Below are 20,896 nucleotides of genomic sequence, written 5' to 3'. Positions count from 1 at the left end.
CCAGGGTCAGCCCACCCTGGGCCTTGCATTGAGCGACGGTGCGACTGGGCGTGTCGGAAGAGATCGGCGCAACCAGTGCGACCTCGTCCCCGACCTTGAACACCTGCTCGACTTTCAGTGCCGAGCCGCTGAAAAAGCTGTCGGCCCAGGCGTCGAACGTGTTCAGGCAATTGCGCAGATCCCGCAGGACGCGTTCAACATCCGGCGCTTCGGGGTCCATGGGCGCCAGGACGAAGCTGGCCAGCGCCGGAATCACAACACAGCCCCGATAACCGGGGCCCTAACGAAAAGAACCATCTGCAATCCCTCGCACTGAATGATCAGGCGAGGGACTTTGCAGCGGTTTGCGGGGCAGGGGAGTAGAGCTTATCCGGTGGTTACGTGGGAAGTTTCAGCCAGAGCCGCACCCAGTTCTGCATACCCGCGAACCCCGGTTAGACTTGTCTGTCGATATCCCCACTGCCCGACCTGCCGTCCGCCAAGGAAGCCTTATGTATTCAAGCCGCCTGATCCTCTGCCTCGCAACCTTGCTGGTGCTGGCCGGTTGCTCCACCCCACGCGGCCCGCAACAACCCGAGCGCAGCGAGGCCGAGGTGAAGGCGCAGATCGTGCGTCTGCTCCCGGCCAAGGTCGCGGACCGCAACGGTTGGGCCCAGGACATCTACACCGCGTTCGATACCCAGAAGATCTACCCCAGTACCGAAAACATCTGCGCCGTGCTGGCTGTGACTGAGCAGGAGTCCACCTATCAGGTCGACCCACCGGTGCCGGGCATGGGCAAGATCGCCCAGGATGAAATCCTGCGCCGTGCCGGGAAGGTTCATGTGCCGGCGTTCGTCGTACGCAGTGCCTTGCAATTGCGTTCGCCCACCGGCAAAACCTACGCCGAGCGCTTGAATGCCGCGCGCACCGAGAAGGACCTGAGCGGGATTTTCGACGATTTCATCAGCGTGGTGCCGTTGGGCAACACGCTGTTTGGTGGCTTCAACCCGGTGCACACCGCCGGGCCCATGCAGGTCAGCATCGACTTTGCGCAAAAACAGGCGCGGGGTTATCCCTACACGGTGGACGGTACGATTCGCCGCGAAGTATTCACCCGCCGTGGTGGCATGTACTTCGGTATCGCCCATTTGCTGGGTTACCCAGTGAGCTATGACCAGCCGCTGTACCGTTTCGCCGATTTCAATGCGGGTTGGTACGCCAGCCGCAATGCTGCGTTCCAGGTTGCGGTCAGCCGCGCCTCAGGCACCGAGCTGGCGCTGGATGGGGATTTGATTCGCTATGGTTCGTTGCTGCCCGGTACCACCGAGCTGGCGGTGCGTTCGCTGGGGGCGAAACTGGATATGCGTAATCCCAGCATTCGCAGTCAACTGGAGCAAGGCGACACTTTGGACTTCGAGGACACCACCCTTTACAAGCGTGTGTTCGCCCTGGCCGACAAGGCCGCCGGCAAACCACTGCCACGGGCGATACTGCCGGGCATCGTGCTCAAAAGCCCGAAGATCACCCGTAACCTGACCACGGCGTGGTTTGCCAAGCGGGTGGATGAGCGGTATCAGCGCTGTATGAAGCGCTGATCGCTTGCGGCGTTGATCGTGCCCACGCTCTGCGTGGGAATGCCGCCCCGGACGCTCCGCGTCCCGCTTTCGGCGCAAGATCCGGCACCTGCGCAAGGGTGACGCAGAGCGTCACGGGATGCATTCCCACGCGGAGCGAGGGAACGATCAATAAAGAAAAGGCCCGGTTTTCGTGGAACCGGGCCCTTTCCGTGTTGCTCTTGGACCATCAGCCGCGTTCGAGGGCCAGGGCCACGCCTTGACCACCACCGATGCACAGCGTCGCCAAACCTTTCTTGGCGTCGCGCCTGATCATTTCATGCAGCAGAGTCACCAGCACGCGGCAGCCTGAAGCGCCGATCGGGTGGCCGATGGCGATGGCGCCGCCGTTAACGTTGACCTTTTCGGCGTCCCATTCCAGTTCTTTGCCTACCGCCAGGGATTGCGCGGCGAAGGCTTCGTTGGCTTCGATCAGGTCCAGGTCGCCCAATTCCCAGCCGGCCTTGTCCAGGCAGCGGCGGGTGGCCGAAACCGGGCCGATGCCCATGATCGCCGGGTCGACCCCGGCGTTGGCATAGCTGGCGATGCGTGCCAGCACGGGCAGGCCGAGGGCCTTGGCTTTGGCGGCGCTCATCAACAGCACCGCTGCGGCACCGTCGTTGAGACTCGAAGCGTTGCCGGCGGTGACGCTGCCGTCCTTTTTGAACGCGGGCTTGAGCTTGGCCAGAGACTCGGCGGTGGTCCCGGCGCGCGGCTGTTCGTCCACGGCGAAGGCCACCGGGTCGCCCTTGCGCTGGGGAATCAGGATGGGCGTGATCTCATCGGCAAACCGCCCGGCTTCGATGGCGGCGATTGCTTTTTGCTGGGAGGCGGCGGCAAAGGCGTCCTGCGCCTCGCGGCTGATGCCGTATTTGTCCACCAGGTTTTCCGCGGTGATGCCCATGTGGTAGTCGTTGAACGCATCCCACAGACCGTCGGTGATCATGCTGTCGATCATCTTGGCGTGGCCCATGCGCAAACCGGTGCGCGCAGCGGGCAGTACGTAGGGCGCAAGGCTCATGTTTTCCATGCCGCCGGCGATGATCACGTCGGCGTCGCCGCAACGGATCGCCTGTGCCCCCAGGTGCAGGGCCTTGAGGCCGGAGCCGCACACCTTGTTCAGCGTCAGGCTCGGCACGGCGTGGGGCAGGCCGGCGAGAATCGAGGCCTGGCGCGCCGGGTTCTGGCCGCTGCCGGCGGTGAGTACCTGGCCGAGAATCACTTCATCCACTTCGGCCGGGTCGAGGCCGGTCTGCTCCAGCAGGCGACGAATCACCGCAGCGCCCAGTTCAGGGGCCGGGATACTGGCCAGCGAACCTTGAAAGCTGCCCACGGCGGTGCGGGTGGCAGCAACAATCACGACGTCTTGCATGGAATCTGTCCTCACTGGAAATGCATTTCTGGAACGTGGTCCGGGACGATCAGTTTACCGGCGGTCTTGCTGACAATCTCTTCAACGCTGACGCCAGGTGCGCGTTCCTTGAGGACAAAAGCGCCATTTTCAATTTCCAGGTAGGCCAGGTCCGTCAGCACCCGCTTGATGCAGTGGGCTCCGGTCAGCGGCAGGCTGCACTGGCTGAGCAATTTGGACTCACCGTCCTTGGACGCGTGGGTCATGATCACGATGATGTTTTCCGCACCGGCCACCAGGTCCATGGCGCCGCCCATGCCCTTGACCAGCTTGCCGGGGATCATCCACGAGGCGATGTTGCCTTGTACGTCCACTTCGAAAGCGCCGAGTACGGTGAGGTCGACGTGGCCGCCGCGAATCATCGCGAAGGACTCGGCGGAGGAGAAAATCGAGGCGCCGATGCGCGCGGTAACCGTTTGTTTGCCGGCGTTGATCATGTCGGCATCGATGGTGTCTTCAGTCGGAAACGGCCCCATGCCGAGCAGGCCATTTTCCGATTGCAGCATCACTTCCATGCCGTCGGGAATGTAGTTGGCCACCAGGGTTGGAATACCGATGCCGAGATTGACGTAGAAACCGTCCTGCATTTCGCGGGCGACGCGTTGAGCCATTTGTTCGCGGGTCAGAGCCATGGTTGATTCCTCTTATTGTTCTGGACGGGGATTATTTGCGGACCGTGCGCTGTTCGATGCGCTTCTCGAAGGTGCCGCAGATGATCCGGTCGACGTAGATGCCAGGGGTGTGGATCTGCGCCGGGTCCAGCTCGCCCGGTTCGACGATTTCCTCGACTTCGACCACGGTGATCTTGCCGGCGGTGGCGGCCAGCGGGTTGAAGTTCTGGGCGGTGTGACGATAGATGACGTTGCCGAAGTGGTCGGCTTTCCAGCCTTTGACGATGGCGAAGTCACCGGTGATGGACTCCTCCATCAGGTAGGGGCGGCCGTTGAATTCGCGGGTTTCCTTGCCTTCGGCGACCGGGGTGCCGACGCCGGTGGCGGTGAAGAAGGCCGGGATACCGGCGCCGCCTGCACGCATTTTTTCCGCGAGGGTGCCCTGGGGGGTCAGGACCACTTCGATTTCGCCGCTGAGCAACTGCTTTTCGAACAGAGCGTTTTCGCCCACGTAGGAAGCGATCACTTTGCGGATCTGCTTTTCTTCCAGCAACACGCCCAGGCCGAAACCGTCGACGCCGCAGTTGTTGGACACCACGGTCAGGTCACGGGTGCCTTTGCGCTTGATCTCATTGATGAGGTTTTCCGGAATTCCGCACAGGCCAAAGCCGCCGGAGAGCACGGTCATGCCGTCTTCCAGACCTGCCAGCGCTTCTTCGTAGGACGCCACGCGCTTATCGAAACCTGCCATATGCACCTCTTTTATTGTGTGTGGGCCAGCCAATGGACCGAGTGTTGCGCTGACGGATTGATTTGTTAAGTTGTTTTTTTAGGTTGATTGGTTTGGAAAACAGCATAATCAGCTTCAAGCCGCAAGCTTCAAGCATCGTCGGCGACTGCTTTCACTTGCAGCTTTCAACTTGTCGCTTGGAGCTTCCTATGACCATCAAACAAATGCGTGCCTTCCTGGCCGTGGCCCAGAGCCTGAGTTTTGCCGCTGCGTGTGAGCGCCTGCACCTGTCCCAATCGGCGCTGAGCCTGACGATCAAAGGCCTTGAAGAAGGGTTGGGCGGGCGCCTGTTCAGCCGTAATACACGCAACGTCGCGCTGACCCCCGAAGGCGAATCCCTGCTGCCGCTGGCGCGCCGATTGATTGCCGATTGGGACAACGCCGAGGACGAACTGCGCCAACGCTTCACCCTGCAACGCGGGCGTGTGACGGTGGCGGCGATGCCGTCATTTGCCGGCAACCTGCTGCCGCCGATCCTGAAGATATTCCGCGCACGTTACCCTCAGGTGAATGTGACGGTGCATGACCTGATCAATGAGCAAGTGCTGGAGATGGTGCGCGACCGCCAAGTGGAACTGGGCGTGGCGTTCGAACCGTCCGACGGTTCGTCATTGGCGTTCACGCCGTTGTACCTGGACCGCTTTATCGCCGTGGTCCCGGGCGATTCGCCTTTGGCGCATTGGGCTGAAATCGACTGGAAAAGCCTGCTGGAGCAACCCTTCATTACCCTTCAACGCCCATCGACGGTGCGGGTGATGCTCGAAGAGCATTTGGGCGCGTTGCAAATGAAACTGCCGGTGGCGTTGGAAAGCCATCAATTGGCTACGGTGGGCAAGATGGTTGCCAGCGGTTTGGGGGTCAGCGCTGTGCCGGCATTGTGCGCACGGCAGATGGAGGAGGCGGGCGCCCATTGCATCACCTTGACCGGCCCGGTGATCGAGCGGCCCATTGGCGTGCTGACCAAGCCTGGGCATGAACTGTCGGCAGCGGCGCAGGTGCTGTTTGATATCTTCAAAGATGAAGCGGGGAGGGGGCGGTTTCCAACGTTCTGAATATCCTGTTTTACAAGATCGTTCCCATGCTCCGCGTGGAAATGCCACCCAGGACGCTCCGCGTCCTGCTTTCAACGCTAAATGCGGCACCTGCGCAATGGTGACGCGGAGCGTCACGGGATGCATTCCCACGCAGAGCGAGGGAACGATCAAGTACACCACTTATAAATGTGGGGGCTGGCAATTCAGCCCCCACATTAGAACAACAAACTTAGTAGTAACGATCAATCACTTTAACTTGCGAGCTGTCTTTGAAAGAGGCCCAGGCATTGTTAAGTGTGTCGAACACTTGCTCGATAAAGTTGCGATCGGCCGCCGCTTTCTTGCCGACATAACCCTGGCCACGACGGTACATCTTCAGGCGCGCCGCCAGTTCACGGTGATTGCGGTCGAACTCGGCTTCTTCGGTGTGAGGCGCCAGGCAGTCAAGTTGGACTTCGCCCGATTTGCCAATCCACAGGATATGGTCGTCGAGTGTGTCTTTCTGCGCGGCGAACATCTCAGCCAATTCATCGATAGTGGGTTGGTTGTTCAGATTCATGTGTAAGCCCCTTGACCAGTTGGCGATCTATCAATTGATTCGTTAAAACTTCAAAGTTGTCTCCGGCTCAGAAAACCGGGCGTCAGTGACGGTCTGCCGAATACGGGCAGGGTCGTGAACCGATGCATGTAGTTTTGCTGATGAACCGCTACGCAACGCTTTCATAACGAAGACAAGCAGCGCTTTAGCTCCTTGTACCGATCCCCTTCGGGGCCAGTCAGCTTCATCAATCTGCCTTGTGGGCAGTGCACATCCGGAAAAACAGCTCGGCGGTCAGACGAGCCTGTTCAAACGCGTGTTACCAACGCTCCCGATCCGGGAGACGTCTCGATAATGCAAGGACAGATAGCTTACGTCAACGATTATGTAGTGATTATTTTAAGGCACTACATAAATCGCTGTGGGGGCGGGAAGATGCAGGGAAAACGTGACTTGGGCGTCATTTTTCGTGCGGTGGGTCGCGTCATAGCGTTTAGTGAAGTGGATAAGTTGCACGCGGCGCCTGTGGGTTTTTCGCGAGCAAGCTCGCTCCTACAGGCGCTCGACCAGCAGAAGTAATAGTTGCTCGCACTGCGCTTCGATCTTCACCAGCAGCAGCTCATCTGCGCGGGTCTTGCCCAGGTTGATGGCGATCACCGGCTTGCCCTGTTCCACCATCGCCTTGCACAGGCGATACGCCGAATAAGCCATCAGCGACGAGCCCACGACCAGCAGCCCCTCGGCATCGTGCACGGCCGCCATGGCCTTGGCTGCGGTAGCAGGCGCCACGTTTTCACCAAAGAACACCACGTCCGGTTTCAGTCGTTGCCCCTCGCAATGGGGGCAGCGTGGGACTTCAAAGCGCTCTTCGAACGCAGGGTCGAGCAAGGTATCGCCGTCAGGCGCTTGCACCGCATGGACGTGCGCAAAGTGCGGGTTATCGATTTCCATCCGCTGCTGGATCAGGTCACGCTCGCTGCGCTGCTGGCAATCCAGGCACAGCACCCGGTGCAAACTGCCATGCAGCTCGATCACATCATGGCTGCCGGCCTGATCGTGCAGCGTGTCGACGTTTTGCGTGATCAGGCCGCTGATGATCCCACGTTGCTGCAAGGTCGCCAGGGCCTGATGCGCCCTGTTCGGCCGGGCAAGGCGCACCCGTGGCCAACCCAGCATCGCCCTGGCCCAATAACGGCGGCGTGCTTGGGCGGTAGCGAGGAACTCCTGGTACATCATCGGCGCTCTGCCCCGGCGCACTCCGTCGCTGTCACGGTAGTCGGGGATACCCGACGAGGTGCTGATGCCCGCACCGGTCAGCACCAGGAAGCGCTTTTCGGCCATCGCCCGGTGCAGCATGTCGAGGTGGTCTGCTTGATGTTCCAGCGTGTCGAGCATGGGATCTCCTATTCGCCGCGGATGTACTGCTCCAGCTGGTTGATCAAGGCGGCTTGTTCAGCAATGGCTTCCTTGACCAGGTCGCCGATGGACAACAGGCCGAGCAGCTTGCCGTCTTCGACGACCGGAAGGTGGCGCAGGTGACTGTCGGTCATGATGTTCATGCACGCCTCGACCGTTTTATGGGTATCTACGGTGATGACCGGAGAGCTCATCACGTCGTCAACGCGGGTGGTCACCGACGACAGCCCTTTGAGGATGAGTTTACGTGCGTAATCGCGCTCGCTGATGATCCCCACCACTGCGCCGTCCTTGACCACAGGCAAAGCCCCGACGTTTTTTTCGGACATGCGCACCAGCGCCTCGAACACGGTGTGGTCCCACTGGATGGTGTGGACGTCCTGGTTCTTCTGGTCCTTGGCTTTGAGCAATTCTGCGACGGTTTTCATGGCGGCCACTCCGGTGTTGTTGTTAGGTAGTCAGCTATCCCCTACAGAATCCTAGACGGACTGGGTTGCAGCAAGGTCCAAAGCGGCGTTAAACCCGTCGAAAAGCGTCATTCGCCGGATTTTTTTGCGTTTTACCCGGCATTTGCCGGCTTTTTTGCCCGCTTGGGGCTGGCCGCCGTCTTGCGTGGCGCGCTCTTGCGTTTGTTTTTCCACGCCGCCGCGCCTTTGCCTGCCGGGCTGGCGGGGGCGGTGATGGTCATGCGCATGCCATTGCAACGAGCCACCTGCTTGCTCATCCACGCCGCTTGTTTGGCGACGAACTCTTCCAGGCTCATTTCGCCGCTTTGCACCATATCCAGCGCCTGCTCCCAGATGGCGGTGGTGCCGGGGTCCGCGATGGCGCGGGGTACGGCATCGATCAGGCTGAACGCGGCCGGGGTAGCCGACAGTGCCTTGCCGTTCTTTACCAGGTAACCACGGTCCAGCAACCCCTGGATGATGCCGGCGCGGGTGGCCTCGGTGCCGATGCCGGTGGTGTCCTTGAGCTTTTGCTTGAGCAGCGGGTCTTGCACCAGCTTGGCGACGTTTTTCATCGCCTTGATCAGGTCGCCTTCGGTAAACGGCTTGGGCGGCTGGGTCCACAGATCCTTGAGGTTGACCTTGGCCACCGCGCAGTCCTGGCCCTGCACCAACATCGGCAAGGCCTGGGGCGCAGGGGTTTCCCGACCCTTGGCCGGGGCGAGAGCCTCGGGCAATGCGCGTTTCCAGCCCGGTTCGATGACGACTTTGCCCACCGCGCGCAACGCCTGGCCTGCACAGTCGAAGTCCGCCTGGGTACGGTCGTATTCATGGTTGGGCAGAAATTGCGCCAGGTAGCGCGCGCGTATCAGCGTGTAGACCGCGCGGTGCTTCCCAGTGAGTTGCCCAATGTCCTTGCCGGCCCCTGTGGGAATAATGCCGTGGTGGGCGCTGACCTTGGCGTCGTTCCAGGCCCGCGAGCGGCGCTGGGGATCGATATGCTGCATCAACTCGCCCACCGCTGTATCCGCTCGGCCCAGTGCGGCGAGAATCTTCGGCGCCTCGCTGTGCTGGCTCAATGGCAAATAGCCGCAATCACTGCGCGGGTAGGTGATGACCTTGTGGGTTTCGTAGAGTGATTGGGCAATATCCAGGGTTTCCTGAGCGCCGAGGCCGAGCTTTTTGGAGCAGATCTCCTGCAGGGTGCCGAGGTCGAAGGGCAGGGGGGCGACCTCGCGCATGCGTTCGGTGCGCAGCTTCACCAGTCGCGCGCCGGCCGCTTGGCTCATGGCGTCGGCGGCGTCCCGGGCCAGTTGCGGGTTGAGGCAACGGCCCTGGTCATCGCAGGCATCGTCGGCGGCGCGCCATTGGGCGGTGAAGGTCATGCTTTCGTGGCGCAGGTCGACATCGATGGCCCAATACGCCACGGGGATGAAATCGGCAATGCTGCGGTCACGGTCGACCACCAGGCGCAAGGTGGGGGTTTGCACGCGGCCGACCGGCAGTACGCCCTGATAACCGGATTGACGTCCGAGCAACGTAAACAGGCGGCTCATGTTCATGCCGATCAGCCAGTCGGCGCGGGAGCGGCCCAGGGCCGAGTGGTACAGGTTGAAGGTGTGCGCGCCGGGCTTGAGCGCGGCCAGTGCCTTGCGGATGGAGGCATCATCCAGCGCCGACAACCACAACCGCTGGATCGGCCCTCGGTAACGGCAATGTTCCACCAGCTCACGGGCGATCATTTCACCCTCGCGGTCGGCATCGGTCGCGATCACCAGCTCCGTGGCTTCGCCCAGCAGGCGCTTGACTACCTTGAACTGGCTGGCGGTCCTGGGTTTGACCTGCATCTTCCATTTTTCCGGGACGATCGGCAGGTCGGCCAGCACCCAGCGTTTGTATTTGGCGTCATACGCGTCAGGCGGCGCGGTTTCCAGCAGGTGGCCGATGCACCAGGTGACTGTGACTCCGTTGCCCAGCCAGCAGCCATCGCCCCGGCGACTGGCGCCGAGCACGGCCGCGATGTCCTTGGCCTGGGAGGGTTTTTCACAGAGGTACAGCTGCATAGTCATCACATCGGATCGGGTTGATGCCTTGCAGGATGCTTAGTCAGAGCGATTTGAGCAACCATTATCTGTATGGATGTACAGCAATATGTGTGAGCACCAAAAAGCAAATGTGGGAGGGGGCTTGCTCCCACAGGGGATGTGCAGTGCTTAAGGCAACTCAGTTGTTATCGATATCCACATGCCGGGTTTCCTTCAGGCAGAACAGCCCGACGATCAGACTGACCCCGGTCACCACCACCGGGTACCACAAGCCATAGAAGATATCCCCGGTGTACACCACCAGCGCAAACGATACGGTCGGCAGGAACCCGCCGAACCAGCCGTTACCGATATGGTAGGGCAGCGACATCGAGGTGTAGCGGATGCGTGTCGGGAACAGTTCCACCATCAGCGCCGCCAAGGGGCCGTAGCACATGGCTGCGATCAGGATCAGTGCCACGATCAGCACCACCACCATCACTTTGTTGACCTGGGCCATGTCCGCCGAACTCGGGTAGCCGGCCAGGGTCACCGCGCCGCGCAGTGCCGCTTCGTCAAAGCCGTCGATACGTACGTCACCCACGCTGACTTGCACCGGCGCGCCGGCAGGGGCCGCGACGCTGCTGTACGGCAGGCCTTGCTTGACCAGGAAGGTCTTGACCTTGTCGCAGGGGCTGTCAAAGCGCGCCTTGCCCACCGGGTCGAACTGGAAGGTGCAGGTGGCCGGGTCGGCCTGCACGGTGATCGGTGCCTGGCGGCTGGCCTGGTCCATCGCCGGGTTGGTGTAGTGCGCCAGGCCCTTGAAGATCGGGAAGTACAGGAAGGTCGCCAGCAGCAGACCGAGCATCAGCACCGGCTTGCGCCCGACCTTGTCCGACAGCCAGCCAAACAGGATGAAGAACGGCGCGCCAATCACCACGCTGATGATCAGCAACATGTTGGCCAGGGCCGGGTCCATCTTCAGGAACTGGGTGAGGAAAAACAGCACATAAAACTGCGCCGCATAAAAGGTCACCGCCTGCCCGCCGTTGATGCTGAACAGCGCGATCAGCACGACCTTGAGGTTTTCCCACTTACCGAACGACTCGCGGATCGGCGCCTTGCTGGCCTTGCCTTCCTCTTTCATTTTCAGGAATGCCGGCGATTCGTGCAGGCTCATGCGAATCCAGGTGGAGATGCCCAGCAGCACGATGGAAAACAGGAACGGGATGCGCCAGCCCCACACCTCGAACTGGTCGCCGGTGAAGTAACGGCAGGCCAGCACCACCAGCAACGACAGCAGCAGGCCAAGGGTGGCGGTGGATTGGATCCAGCTGGTGTGCAAGCCGCGTTTGCCGGCAGGCGCATGCTCGGCCACATAGGTGGCGGCGCCACCGTATTCGCCGCCCAGCGCCAGGCCTTGCAGCATGCGCAGCACGATCAGAATGATCGGCGCGGCGATGCCGATGCTGGCATAGGTTGGCAGCAGGCCTACGCAAAAGGTCGCCACGCCCATCAGAATGATGGTGACGAGGAAGGTGTACTTACGCCCGATCATGTCGCCCAGGCGGCCGAATACCAGCGCGCCGAACGGCCGCACCACGAAGCCTGCGGCGAATGCCATCAGCGCGAAGATAAACGCCGTGGTGTCGTTGACCCCGGCAAAGAACTGCTTGCTGATCACCGCCGCGAGGGCGCCGTAGAGGAAGAAGTCATACCATTCGAAAACCGTCCCGAGGGACGAGGCAAAAATGACTTTCTTCGAGTCGTTGCCGGTGCTCGCATCCAGCGCCGAGCCCAGGGGTTGAGCATGTTCTGACATCGGGTAACCCTCACAGTGATTATTTATTGTTGTTCCACTGTCGGCGCCGTGTGCGGCGCCGCTATTCAGATTGCGTGAACCAGTTCTCTCTGCGGGGCGAGGCTCCTTGTGTGCGGTGAAAGGATCAGCTGCGCGGCCTTCTCGGCGATCATCAGCGTCGGTGAGCAGGTGTTGCCCGAGGTAATGCGCGGCATGATCGAGGCATCGGCGATGCGCAGGCCCGGCACGCCATGCACGCGCAGCTGTGCGTCGACCACCGCGTCCTTGTCATCGCCCATGCGGCAGGTGCCCACCGGATGGAAGATGGTGGTGCCGATCCGCGCCGCGGCTTCGTGCAACTGTTCTTCGGTTTGCAGCGCGTCACCAGGCAAGTATTCAACCGGCTTGAACCGGCTCAGGGCTGGCGCGGCCACGATGCGCCGCGTCAGACGAATGGCGTCGGCGGCCACGCGTAGGTCTTCCGGGTGGCTGAGGTAGTTGGGTTGGATCAACGGTGCATCCGCCGGGTTGGCCGAGCGGATATCGATTCGCCCGCGACTCTGCGGGCGCAGGTCGCAGACCGAGGCGGTAAAGGCGGGGAACGCGTGCAGCGGTTCGCCAAAGCGTTCCAGCGACAGCGGCTGCACATGGTATTGAAGATTGGCCGAGGTCTGCTCCGGCCCGGAGCGGGCAAACGCGCCAAGCTGGCTGGGCGCCATCGACAGCGGCCCGCTGCGGTCATACAAGTAGCGCAGGCCCATGCCCATCTTGCCCCATAGGGTACCGGCGATCTGGTTCAGGGTGCGCGCGTTTTCCAGTTTGTAGATCAGGCGCAGTTGCAGGTGGTCCTGCAGGTTGCCACCGACGCCCGGCAGTTCATGCACCACATCGATGCCCAGCGGTTTGAGCACATGGCCCGGACCAATGCCCGAGCGTTGCAGGATGCCTGGCGAGCCGACTGCACCGGCGCACAGCACGATTTCCCTGCAGGCTTTCCAACTCGATTGCTGGCCGTGCCGGCGCCCGATCACCTGAGATGCGCGGCCGTTTTCCAGCACCACGCGGTCCACCTCCACCTCGGTCAAAACGGTCAGGTTGGGGCGTTGGCGGACCGGTTTGAGAAACGCCTTGGCCGCGTTCCAGCGTACTCCGGCCTTCTGGTTGACCTGGAAATAACCGCAACCTTCGTTGTCGCCCTGATTGAAATCGCTGATGTTGGCGATGCCGCTTTGGTCGGCTGCGTCGCGAAACGCGTCCAGGATGGGCCAGTGCAGGCGCTGTTGCTCAACGCGCCATTCGCCGCCGTCGCTGTGGAACGGCGAATCGCCGGCAAAATGGTTTTCGCTGTGCTTGAACAGCGGTAATACGTCATCCCAGGCCCAGCCCGGATTGCCTTGCGCCGCCCAGCCGTCATAGTCCCGGGCCTGGCCGCGCATATAGATCATGCCGTTGATGGACGAGCAACCGCCCAGTACCTTGCCGCGCGGGTAGCTCAGGGCGCGGCCATGCAGGCCTTCCTGGGCCTGGGTCTTGAAGCACCAGTCGGTGCGCGGGTTGCCGATGCAGAACAGGTAGCCGACCGGGATATGAATCCAGGCGTAGTTATCGCGACCACCGGCTTCCAGCAGCAGGACGCGATGGGCCGGGTCGGCGGACAGACGATTGGCCAGCAAGCAGCCGGCGGGGCCGGCGCCGACGATCACGTAATCGTATTCAGCAGTTGCAATGGGCATCTGGGGTCTCGCTTGTTTTTCTTATTGGCTCCATCCTAGTTGTTAGTTTTCGTCTTAAAAATGTTAGTTTTTGCCCAGCTGCTGTGCGTTTTTAAACAGTTCTGCCCACGCGTGCGCAACGGAGGCGATATGTTCGACTGGAATGACCTGCGGTTTTTTCTCGAGTTGCAGCGCAGCGGCCGCTTGCTCACTGCGGCGCAACGTTTGAAAACCACGCATGCCACGGTGGCCCGGCATATCGAGGCCATCGAAAAAAGCCTCGGCACTGCGCTGTTCGTGCAGCACGCCCAGGGTTACGAGCTGACGCCGTCCGGCGAAGCCCTGCTCAAACATGCCGAAGCCATGGAAAACGTGGCGCTGCTGGCTGAGGACGAACTCACCCACTCGGCGGCGCCCCTGGGCAAGATTCGCCTCGGTGTGGCAGAGGGCTTGGGGGTGATGTTCCTCGCCGGGCGCATGGGCGGGCTGTTTGAACGTTATCCCGGCCTGGAAGTGGAGTTGGTCGCGGTGCCGCGCTTTGTCAGCATCCTCAACCGCGAAGCGGAAATCAGCATTCACCTGGAACGCCCCAGCGTCGATCAACTGGTCACCCGCAAACTCACCGATTACCGCCTGGCGCTGTACGCCAGCCGCGCTTATCTGGCGCGTCATCCGCCGATTGAAAAGCGCGAAGACCTCGCGGCCCATGCCTGGATCGATTACGTCGACGACCTGCTGTTCAGCCAGGAACTGAAATTCCTCAGCAGCTTTTGTCGCACTCCCAGGGTGGTGTTCCACAGCACCAGCGTGATTGCCCAGCACCAGGCCGCGCGATCCGGCTTGGGGATCGCGGTATTGCCTTGTTTCATGGCGGCGGGCGATGCGGATTTGGTGCCATTGTTGCCAGGGGAGAGCATCCAGCGCAGTTATTGGATCAGTTCGCGGCGGGAGTTGCACAAGTCAGTGCGGTTGCGGGTGTTGTGGGACTATGTGGTGGAGTTGTGCGCGCGGGAGCAGAGTTTGTTACTCGGCGAACATTGACTGACGAAACCGAATCAAAAATGTGGGAGGGGGCTTGCCCCCGATAGCTTTGTATCAGTCAATGCAACTGTGACTGAACCACCGCTATCGGGGGCAAGCCCCCTCCCACATTTGGACCCTGTTGTGTCAGGCAGCGCTTGGAACTTCACTATCTGATTGTAGTGGTAGGCGGTGGTGCATTGTTCAGAGGAACCAGCGATATTCCCGCGCATGAATCTCCTGCTGGAACGCCAGGTGGTCCTGGCGCTTGTTCTCGCAATACACCTCGACAAATTCCGCGCCCAGCTTGTCGCGCACCACCGGCTGATGGTGCATGGCGCGCACGGCGTCGAGCATTTCTACGGGGAAATGGGTGCCGCTGCTGCGGTCTTCATTCAGCGGCGCGATGGGTTCCTGTCTGGCTTCGAGGCCATGCTCCAAACCGGCGAGTATCGCCGCCAACACCAGATAGGGGTTGGCATCGGCGCTGGCCAGGCGATGCTCGATACGCAGATTGCGTGGGTCCGACTCGGGGATGCGCACGCACGCATCCCGGTCTTCGAAGCCCCAGCTGGCGCGGGTGGCGGCATTGACCGTACCGCCGAGGCGGCGCAAGGCGTTGTGGTTGGGCGCGAAGATCGGCATGCAGTGGGGCAGCAACGCCAGGCAACCGGCGACGGCGTGGCGCAGCGGTTGCTGCTGGTGCGCCGCCAGCAGATTGTTGCCCGCGCCGTCATACAGGCTGACGTGCACATGCATGCCGCTGCCCGGAAATTGCAGGTAAGGCTTGGCCATGAAGCTGGCGCGGTAGCCGTGCTTGAGTGCCACGCCGCGCGTGCTGCGGCAGAACAGGGCGGCCCAGTCGGCGGCGCGCAGGCCGTCGTCGCAATGGCCGAAATTGATTTCGAACTGGCCCGGGCCGATTTCGGCGGTGATCACTGTGATATCGATGCCCTGGGCCTTGGCGGTTTGCGCCATGTCGTCCAGCACGTCGCCAAAGCGCGACAGCCGCTCGATATGCAGGTTGGGCTGGTCGTCGGCATCATCGCTCAGCGGGTCGCGGGGGAATTGCGGCAGGCCGTTGTCGAGTTTTTTGTCGAACAGGTAGAACTCCAGCTCAAACGCCACGACCGGGTGAATGCCTTTGAGATGCAGGCGCTCCAGCACTTTGGCCAGCACTTCGCGGGGTTCGAATTCGATCGGCGCTTCGGTGCCGTCGGAGGTGATCAGCATCTGCCCCAGCGGCTGCGACTCCCAGCTCACCGGCTTGAGCGTACCCGGAACCAGGCGCCGATTGGCATCCGGGTCACCGTCGTTGAAGCAGTAGTCGCCAATCTTGAACAACCCGCCCTGGGCCCCCAGCAATACCGCGTTCTGCGGCAACTTCAAGGGGCCGCCGGCGGCGACTTTCTCAAGCATCTCCACCGGGTAACGTTTGCCGTAGAAATGCCCCGCAATGTCCAGGGCGATCAGGTCGACATAGCGCACGTCGGGATGGTTCTGGCGGAAGGTCCGGACTTCGGCCAGCAGGGTCGCAGATGGGCTTTTCACGGGTGCAGCTCCTAGTTGTAAACCCACAGCACGCGGGCGGGCAGGTTGGTCAGGTTGGCGTAGCGGCAGTGGGCGAAGCTGGCGAGATGGAAGCTGTCGCCAGGGCCGAGGGTGACCGCATCGGCTTCACCCTCAACCCACAGGGTCAACTCACCCTCCAGCACGAAACCGGCCTGTTCGGCGCGGTCGCTCATGGTCTGCTCACCACTGTTGGCGCCGGGTGCCAACAAGCTGTCGAGCATCGAAAACGCGCCGTTCATGCTGGGCGAGACGAGGATGTCGGTGATGCCATTGGCGTAGTACACCGTGCGCCGCTCGTTGGGGCGGGTAACCCAGTCCACCGCCTTGGGTTTGGGCCGGCTGTAGAAGTAAGTGGTGGGGACGTCGAGGGCGTGGCTGATGGCGGTCAGGTCAGCCACGGTCGGGCGCGACAGGCCGCGCTCGACCTGGGACAGAAAACCCACCGACCGCTCGATTTTCTGCGCAAGCTGGGCGAGGGTGAGTTTCTTGTGCTTGCGCAGGTCGTGGATCAGGGCGGCGAGGGTGGCGAGTTCGTCTTGGAGTGTCATGAAATTTAGTTCGAATAATTTCATGAAAAATTACAGGATAAATTTCATTGCGGCAATGGGTGTGGGTTTTTGTGGCGAGGGAGCTTGCGCCCGCTGGGCAGCGAAGCTGCCCCACCTCATCCGCCGTGTTCGTTCAGAGGTATCTCGGTTGGGCGTTTTGGGTCTGCTGCGCAGCCCAGCGGGAGCAAGCTCCCTCGCCACAGGGGTGGGGAAATATAATGAAATTGAGTTAGGGGGCGGTCTTTTTCTGGACTGCTAGGTTGAATGAGTCATCCATTCAATCAAGAGGAGCAAAAGGATTGCTTCATAGACCGAACTCGCATCTGCTACGGCGTGGTCGTTATTCAGAAACAGGTCGCGTCTACTTGGTGACAGCTGTGGTTTATCAGCGGCGTCCGGTATTTACCGACCTGTTTCTGGGGCGGTTATTGGTTGCAGAACTCAAGCGCGCCCATGATCTCGGTCTGGTTGCTTCGTTGGCCTGGGTCATCATGCCGGATCACCTTCACTGGATGTTTGAGCTGCGCGATGCAACGTTGCCGCAGGTGATGCAGCAAGTGAAGTCACGCAGCACGCTGACCATCAATCGAAACTGTTGTACCAGGGGCGCGTTTTGGCAGCACGGATACCATGATCGTGCAGCGCGAGCCGAAGAGGATCTTGTAAAAATCGCGCGCTATATCATTGCTAACCCCTTGAGGGCCCGGCTGGTCGAGCATATCGGCGACTACTCGCTCTGGGACGCAACCTGGTTATAAGCTTGAGTTCCCCCTTGTGGCGAGGGAGCTTGCTCCCGCCGGGCAGCGAAGCTGCCCCACCTCATCCGCCGTGTTCGTTCAGATGTATCTCGGTTGGGCGTTTTGGGTCTGCTGTGCAGCCCAGCGGGAGCAAGCTCCCTCGCCACAGCGCCGGTTGGTGTTTTGAGCTGAATGATTGCGCACCGCCGCGGTCGGATTCTGGGTACGTCCCCCTGAATTGAAGGAGCACCCATGAAGTCCAACTCCCTAATTGCCTGTGTTCTCGTTGCCGCAAGCCTGTCTACCGCCAGTTTCGTGGTGCAGGCCGGTGACACGCCTCAGGAAACTGTGCAGCCTTCGAACATCAATGCGCGTGACTTGAAAGAAGGTGATCGCGCCCCGGACATGTTGATGCGTGAGGAATCAGCGGTTAAAGACTGGAAAAAACACGGCCTCAAGCAGCCCGAAGATGAGAGTCAATGGGCGCGTGTAGGTGACAAGTACGTCCTGCTCAAAACTACCAATGGCACCATCCTAGAGATCACGCCGGTCAAGAAATAATCCTGGCGGACCACCTGCTTGTGTCATCTTTCCTGCGTTAAGGTAACCGGCCGCAATGGTCGCGTTACCTTCAAGCGGCCTGCTGCTCGGTTTGAGCCGGGTCTTTATGCGTTTATCGTCGGCGGCGGGGGTGTTCTATTTTATTGGGGCGAAGCTGAAGGCAAGTCATCCAGGTTGAGTTTGCCGACGGTATTGCTCTGCAGTTCATAGCGCAATTCATCGACCATCTTCGCCACTTCTTCCGGGGTCTGCAGCCGGTTGGTGCTGATCCCGGTGACCACCAGGTCGACCCGGCCGGTTTCGGCGTCGAATACCTTGAGGGTCAGGGACGCATCCCGGCACAGGGTGAATTCGCAGGTCAGCGGTGACAGGCCTTCTTCGATGCAATTTCGCAATTGAGAGAGGGTAAGCATGCAGGTTCCTTCAAGGCACAGATACGATGCCTTGAAGATTATTGCCTGCCCCGCTGCCTAATAAGGCGAATTCGCACTAGCTGCACTAGTGCATTTGCACTCTCAGCGCTTGTTTTTTACCCGCAGTTCGCCAGCAAATAGCCCGCGTTCACGGGCCCAGACGATGGCCGCACTGCGGCTGTGAACGCCCAGTTTGGAGTACACCGTCGCCACATGATTGCGCACGGTATTGGGCGCCAGCTTCAAGCGCGAGGCGATCTCCTTGTCGGCCAGGCCCTCGCAGATCAAGCCCAGCACATCGCGCTCACGGGCCGTGAGGTCGGTGAAGGATACGTTCGGCAGGTTAGGGCTATTGACGCTTTTGGCGTTGGCCAGTTTCTCGATCAGGGTCTGGCTGAACCAAGAGGCGTCCTGCATCACTTCCTCAATGGCCGCCACCAATTCCAGCTCCGAGCGCTTGCGTTCGGTAATATTCATGAACACCAGCAGGTAGCACGGCACATCCTGGATCACCACCGTGTCGGCGGACACTACGCAATCGATCACCTCATTGCCTTTTTTGCGTACCTTGAGGTCGTGGCCGTCGAGGTTCCCGGCTTTTTCCAGCGTGGCGAACAATTGCGCGCTGGCGGGCAGGTTGTCGATGAAGTTGATTTCTTCGATGGACTTGCCGATCAGTTCTTCACTGATGTAACCCGTGATGCTCATGAACGCTTCGTTGACGTCCACCACCTGGCGATTGGCCGCGTTGCACACCAGGGTCGGCACTGGCGTCAGGCGGAAGGATTTGGCGAATCGCTCTTCACTCTGGCGCAGGGCGATTTCCGCCTTGCGACGCGGCTCCAGGTCCATGAACGAGAACAGCATGCAATCTTCTTCATTCATGTCCAGGGGCTGACCGGCCACGACAACCAGCTTGCTGCCGCCTTCGGGCAGCCTCAATTCGGCCTGCATCTGCGGAATGGTCGCACCTTGCCCCAGGCGCTCGATCGCCAAATCCTTGCGCTCGGCCTGTTCAAGCACGTCCAGTTCGTACACGGATTTGCCGATGACCTGGTCGCGGTTGTAGCCGGTCATTTCCAGAAAGCCCTGATTGACCTTGATGTAGCGCAGGTCACTCAGGCGGCAGATCACCGCAGGTGCGGGGTTGGCGTTGAAGGTTTTTTCGAAGCGCTGTTCGGCGCTGGCCCATTCGGTGGCATCGCTGAGGATCAGCACCAGCAATTCCGCCTCACCCTGCGAGTCAGTGATGATCAGGCTGCGCAGGCGGTGCACCCAGGTCTTTTCCTGGTCGGCGGTAGGAATGACCTCCACGATCACGTCGCTGAACTCTTCTCCCGCCGCCGCGCGGGCCAGGGGGTAGCTCTCCAATTGCAGCGGATGGTTGTTGCGATAGCGCAAGCTGAAGCGCTCGGCGTATTGCCTGGTGTTGGCGCCCAACCCCATGACATCGCCTACACCATGCATAGCCAGGGCAGCTTCGTTGGCCCAGAGGATGGTCTGGTCGACCTCCGCCAGTATCACACCGTCGGATAACCCGGAGATGATCTGTTGCAGTTGGCGGCGGTTGGTTTCTTTGGCAAGAACATCCTGTGTCATAGATTCTCCGAGGGCTGGACGCATTGAATTACGACACCCCAGGTTTTGGATAGTGCAGAGAAATTGTCCCTGTGGGAGTGCGAATGCACCATACAGAGCAGTGCAATTGCAAGTGCATCCAGCTGGGCTGGAACAGCCTGCGAGAGCAGCTCGATGCCGTCGCGTGCCATTGGGTTAAAAACTGTCTGCGGCAAGGACGCCGCCTCGGTGAACGCGTAAAATACCGACATTTTACGCGTATCACGCAAAGGTGCCCCTTGAGCGCAGGCAAAGCCGTCGGACTGTTATTACTCACCTCTCTGTTGGCGGCGTGCGGCACCTCGCCGCCACGCACGCCCAACGACCTCTGCGGCATCTTCCGCGAAAAGGACGACTGGTACGAGGCCGCCAAGGTCACGCAAAAACGCTGGGGCGTGCCGATCCAGGTACCCTTTGCGATCATGTATCAGGAGTCGGGCTTTCGCTACGACGCCAAGACTCCGCGTAAATACCTGCTGTGGATCATCCCCTGGGGCCGCGTGTCCACGGCTTCCGGCTATGCCCAGGCCAAGGATGAGGTGTGGGATGACTACCGCAAAAGCACCGGCCGCAGCGGCGCCGATCGCGAGGACTTCGATGACGCCATCGACTTTATCGGTTGGTACATGGACAAGACCTCCACCATCAACGGCGTCTACAAATACGACGCCTACGGCCAATACCTGAACTACCACGAAGGCTGGGGCGGCTATCGCCAGCGCACCTACGCCAGCAAAGCCTGGCTGCTGCCGGTGGCAAGCAAGGTGCAGGCGCGTTCGCAGCTGTACGCGCGGCAATATGCCGGGTGCAAGGATGAGCTGGGGCGGGGGTTCTGGAGCCGATTTTGGCATTGGTTGTAAAAGGCTTCTGGATGCATGCAAGCCCCCTCCCACAGTAAATGGCGGTACAGCGCTGGACCTGTGGCGAAGCCGCCGACAGCCTCACAGCCCACTGCTATCTAACTGATGGGCTGCTGTCCAAATGTGGGAGGGGGCTTGCCCCCGATAGCGGAATGTCAGCCACTGATGTTGTGACTGATGCACCGCAATC

General features: G+C 60.8%; 20 protein-coding genes. 6 read left to right on the top strand and 14 right to left on the bottom strand.

Going from position 1 to position 20,896, the window contains the following annotated elements; all coding sequences use genetic code 11:
• On the bottom strand, window positions 1–256 hold a 256-nt coding region (locus TU82_RS23595), incomplete at its 3' end, for a hypothetical protein (RefSeq protein ID WP_057725649.1).
• A gap of 235 nt (window positions 257–491) precedes the next feature.
• Between TU82_RS23595 and TU82_RS23590 the strand changes: the two genes are divergently transcribed.
• Window positions 492–1,577, top strand: a complete 1,086-nt coding sequence (locus tag TU82_RS23590; protein WP_057725648.1) for a DUF1615 domain-containing protein — start codon at window positions 492–494, stop codon at window positions 1,575–1,577.
• 208 nt (window positions 1,578–1,785) lie between these two features.
• Here TU82_RS23590 and TU82_RS23585 read toward each other — a convergent pair whose 3' ends face one another.
• The 3 genes from TU82_RS23585 to TU82_RS23575 are packed head-to-tail and all read right to left on the bottom strand — an operon-like array spanning window position 1,786 to window position 4,368.
• Window positions 1,786–2,967, bottom strand: coding sequence for an acetyl-CoA C-acetyltransferase (locus TU82_RS23585; protein WP_057725647.1), 1,182 nt, complete (start codon window positions 2,965–2,967; stop codon window positions 1,786–1,788).
• Window positions 2,968–2,978: 11 nt separating this feature from the next.
• A complete protein-coding gene (locus TU82_RS23580; RefSeq protein ID WP_057725646.1) occupies window positions 2,979–3,638 on the bottom strand; it encodes a CoA transferase subunit B in 660 nt (219 codons plus the stop codon).
• Between the two features lie 31 nt (window positions 3,639–3,669).
• Complete coding sequence (locus TU82_RS23575; RefSeq protein WP_057725645.1) at window positions 3,670–4,368, bottom strand: CoA transferase subunit A; 699 nt, start codon at window positions 4,366–4,368, stop codon at window positions 3,670–3,672.
• A 188-nt stretch (window positions 4,369–4,556) separates the two neighbouring features.
• Here TU82_RS23575 and TU82_RS23570 point away from each other — a divergent pair, with 188 nt between their 5' ends.
• Window positions 4,557–5,459 carry a LysR family transcriptional regulator gene (locus tag TU82_RS23570; protein ID WP_057725644.1) on the top strand — a complete coding sequence of 301 codons (903 nt, stop codon included), beginning with the start codon at window positions 4,557–4,559 and terminating at the stop codon, window positions 5,457–5,459.
• Between the two features lie 211 nt (window positions 5,460–5,670).
• Here TU82_RS23570 and TU82_RS23565 read toward each other — a convergent pair whose 3' ends face one another.
• The 6 genes from TU82_RS23565 to TU82_RS23535 form a co-directional block, all read right to left on the bottom strand.
• Window positions 5,671–6,000, bottom strand: coding sequence for a hypothetical protein (locus TU82_RS23565; protein WP_057725643.1), 330 nt, complete (start codon window positions 5,998–6,000; stop codon window positions 5,671–5,673).
• Between the two features lie 531 nt (window positions 6,001–6,531).
• Window positions 6,532–7,374 carry an NAD-dependent protein deacetylase gene (locus tag TU82_RS23555; protein WP_057725641.1) on the bottom strand — a complete coding sequence of 281 codons (843 nt, stop codon included), beginning with the start codon at window positions 7,372–7,374 and terminating at the stop codon, window positions 6,532–6,534.
• A gap of 8 nt (window positions 7,375–7,382) precedes the next feature.
• On the bottom strand, window positions 7,383–7,823 hold the full coding sequence (locus TU82_RS23550; RefSeq protein ID WP_057725640.1) for a CBS domain-containing protein: 441 nt from the start codon (window positions 7,821–7,823) through the stop codon (window positions 7,383–7,385).
• Between the two features lie 131 nt (window positions 7,824–7,954).
• Window positions 7,955–9,904, bottom strand: coding sequence for a DNA topoisomerase III (locus tag TU82_RS23545; RefSeq protein ID WP_057725639.1), 1,950 nt, complete (start codon window positions 9,902–9,904; stop codon window positions 7,955–7,957).
• A 160-nt stretch (window positions 9,905–10,064) separates the two neighbouring features.
• Entirely contained in the window at window positions 10,065–11,687 is a 1,623-nt protein-coding gene (locus tag TU82_RS23540; RefSeq protein WP_057725638.1) for an MFS transporter, read from the bottom strand.
• 65 nt (window positions 11,688–11,752) lie between these two features.
• Complete coding sequence (locus TU82_RS23535; protein WP_057725637.1) at window positions 11,753–13,399, bottom strand: GMC family oxidoreductase; 1,647 nt, start codon at window positions 13,397–13,399, stop codon at window positions 11,753–11,755.
• 129 nt (window positions 13,400–13,528) lie between these two features.
• Here TU82_RS23535 and TU82_RS23530 point away from each other — a divergent pair, with 129 nt between their 5' ends.
• Window positions 13,529–14,419 (top strand): LysR family transcriptional regulator, encoded by an 891-nt coding sequence (locus tag TU82_RS23530; protein ID WP_057725636.1) that lies wholly within the window; start codon window positions 13,529–13,531, stop codon window positions 14,417–14,419.
• A 183-nt stretch (window positions 14,420–14,602) separates the two neighbouring features.
• Here the strand turns inward: TU82_RS23530 and TU82_RS23525 are convergent, their stop codons facing one another.
• Window positions 14,603–15,949, bottom strand: coding sequence for a glutamine synthetase family protein (locus TU82_RS23525; protein WP_057725635.1), 1,347 nt, complete (start codon window positions 15,947–15,949; stop codon window positions 14,603–14,605).
• 11 nt (window positions 15,950–15,960) lie between these two features.
• On the bottom strand, window positions 15,961–16,518 hold the full coding sequence (locus TU82_RS23520; RefSeq protein WP_057725659.1) for a helix-turn-helix domain-containing protein: 558 nt from the start codon (window positions 16,516–16,518) through the stop codon (window positions 15,961–15,963).
• 260 nt (window positions 16,519–16,778) lie between these two features.
• Between TU82_RS23520 and TU82_RS23515 the strand changes: the two genes are divergently transcribed.
• Both TU82_RS23515 and TU82_RS23510 read left to right on the top strand, forming a co-directional pair.
• Window positions 16,779–17,276 (top strand): REP-associated tyrosine transposase, encoded by a 498-nt coding sequence (locus TU82_RS23515; protein ID WP_420892992.1) that lies wholly within the window; start codon window positions 16,779–16,781, stop codon window positions 17,274–17,276.
• A 231-nt stretch (window positions 17,277–17,507) separates the two neighbouring features.
• A complete protein-coding gene (locus TU82_RS23510) occupies window positions 17,508–17,816 on the top strand; it encodes an RcnB family protein (protein WP_057725633.1) in 309 nt (102 codons plus the stop codon).
• A gap of 140 nt (window positions 17,817–17,956) precedes the next feature.
• On the opposite strand, the gene TU82_RS23505 is transcribed toward TU82_RS23510, so the two are convergent.
• Both TU82_RS23505 and TU82_RS23500 read right to left on the bottom strand, forming a co-directional pair.
• A complete protein-coding gene (locus TU82_RS23505) occupies window positions 17,957–18,229 on the bottom strand; it encodes a DUF1652 domain-containing protein (protein WP_057725632.1) in 273 nt (90 codons plus the stop codon).
• A 102-nt stretch (window positions 18,230–18,331) separates the two neighbouring features.
• Window positions 18,332–19,828 (bottom strand): PAS domain S-box protein, encoded by a 1,497-nt coding sequence (locus TU82_RS23500; RefSeq protein ID WP_057725631.1) that lies wholly within the window; start codon window positions 19,826–19,828, stop codon window positions 18,332–18,334.
• Window positions 19,829–20,085: 257 nt separating this feature from the next.
• Between TU82_RS23500 and TU82_RS23490 the strand changes: the two genes are divergently transcribed.
• The gene (locus TU82_RS23490) at window positions 20,086–20,706 is read left to right on the top strand and encodes a transglycosylase SLT domain-containing protein (protein ID WP_057725629.1); all 621 of its coding nucleotides are present in this window, start codon (window positions 20,086–20,088) and stop codon (window positions 20,704–20,706) included.
• The last annotated feature ends 190 nt before the right edge of the window (window positions 20,707–20,896 follow it).

The organism is Pseudomonas orientalis, from assembly GCF_001439815.1.
GTDB lineage: Bacteria > Pseudomonadota > Gammaproteobacteria > Pseudomonadales > Pseudomonadaceae > Aquipseudomonas > Aquipseudomonas orientalis.
The sequence above is the reverse complement of the archived record's forward strand: the minus strand, read 5'-3'. Positions and strand labels throughout refer to the sequence as shown.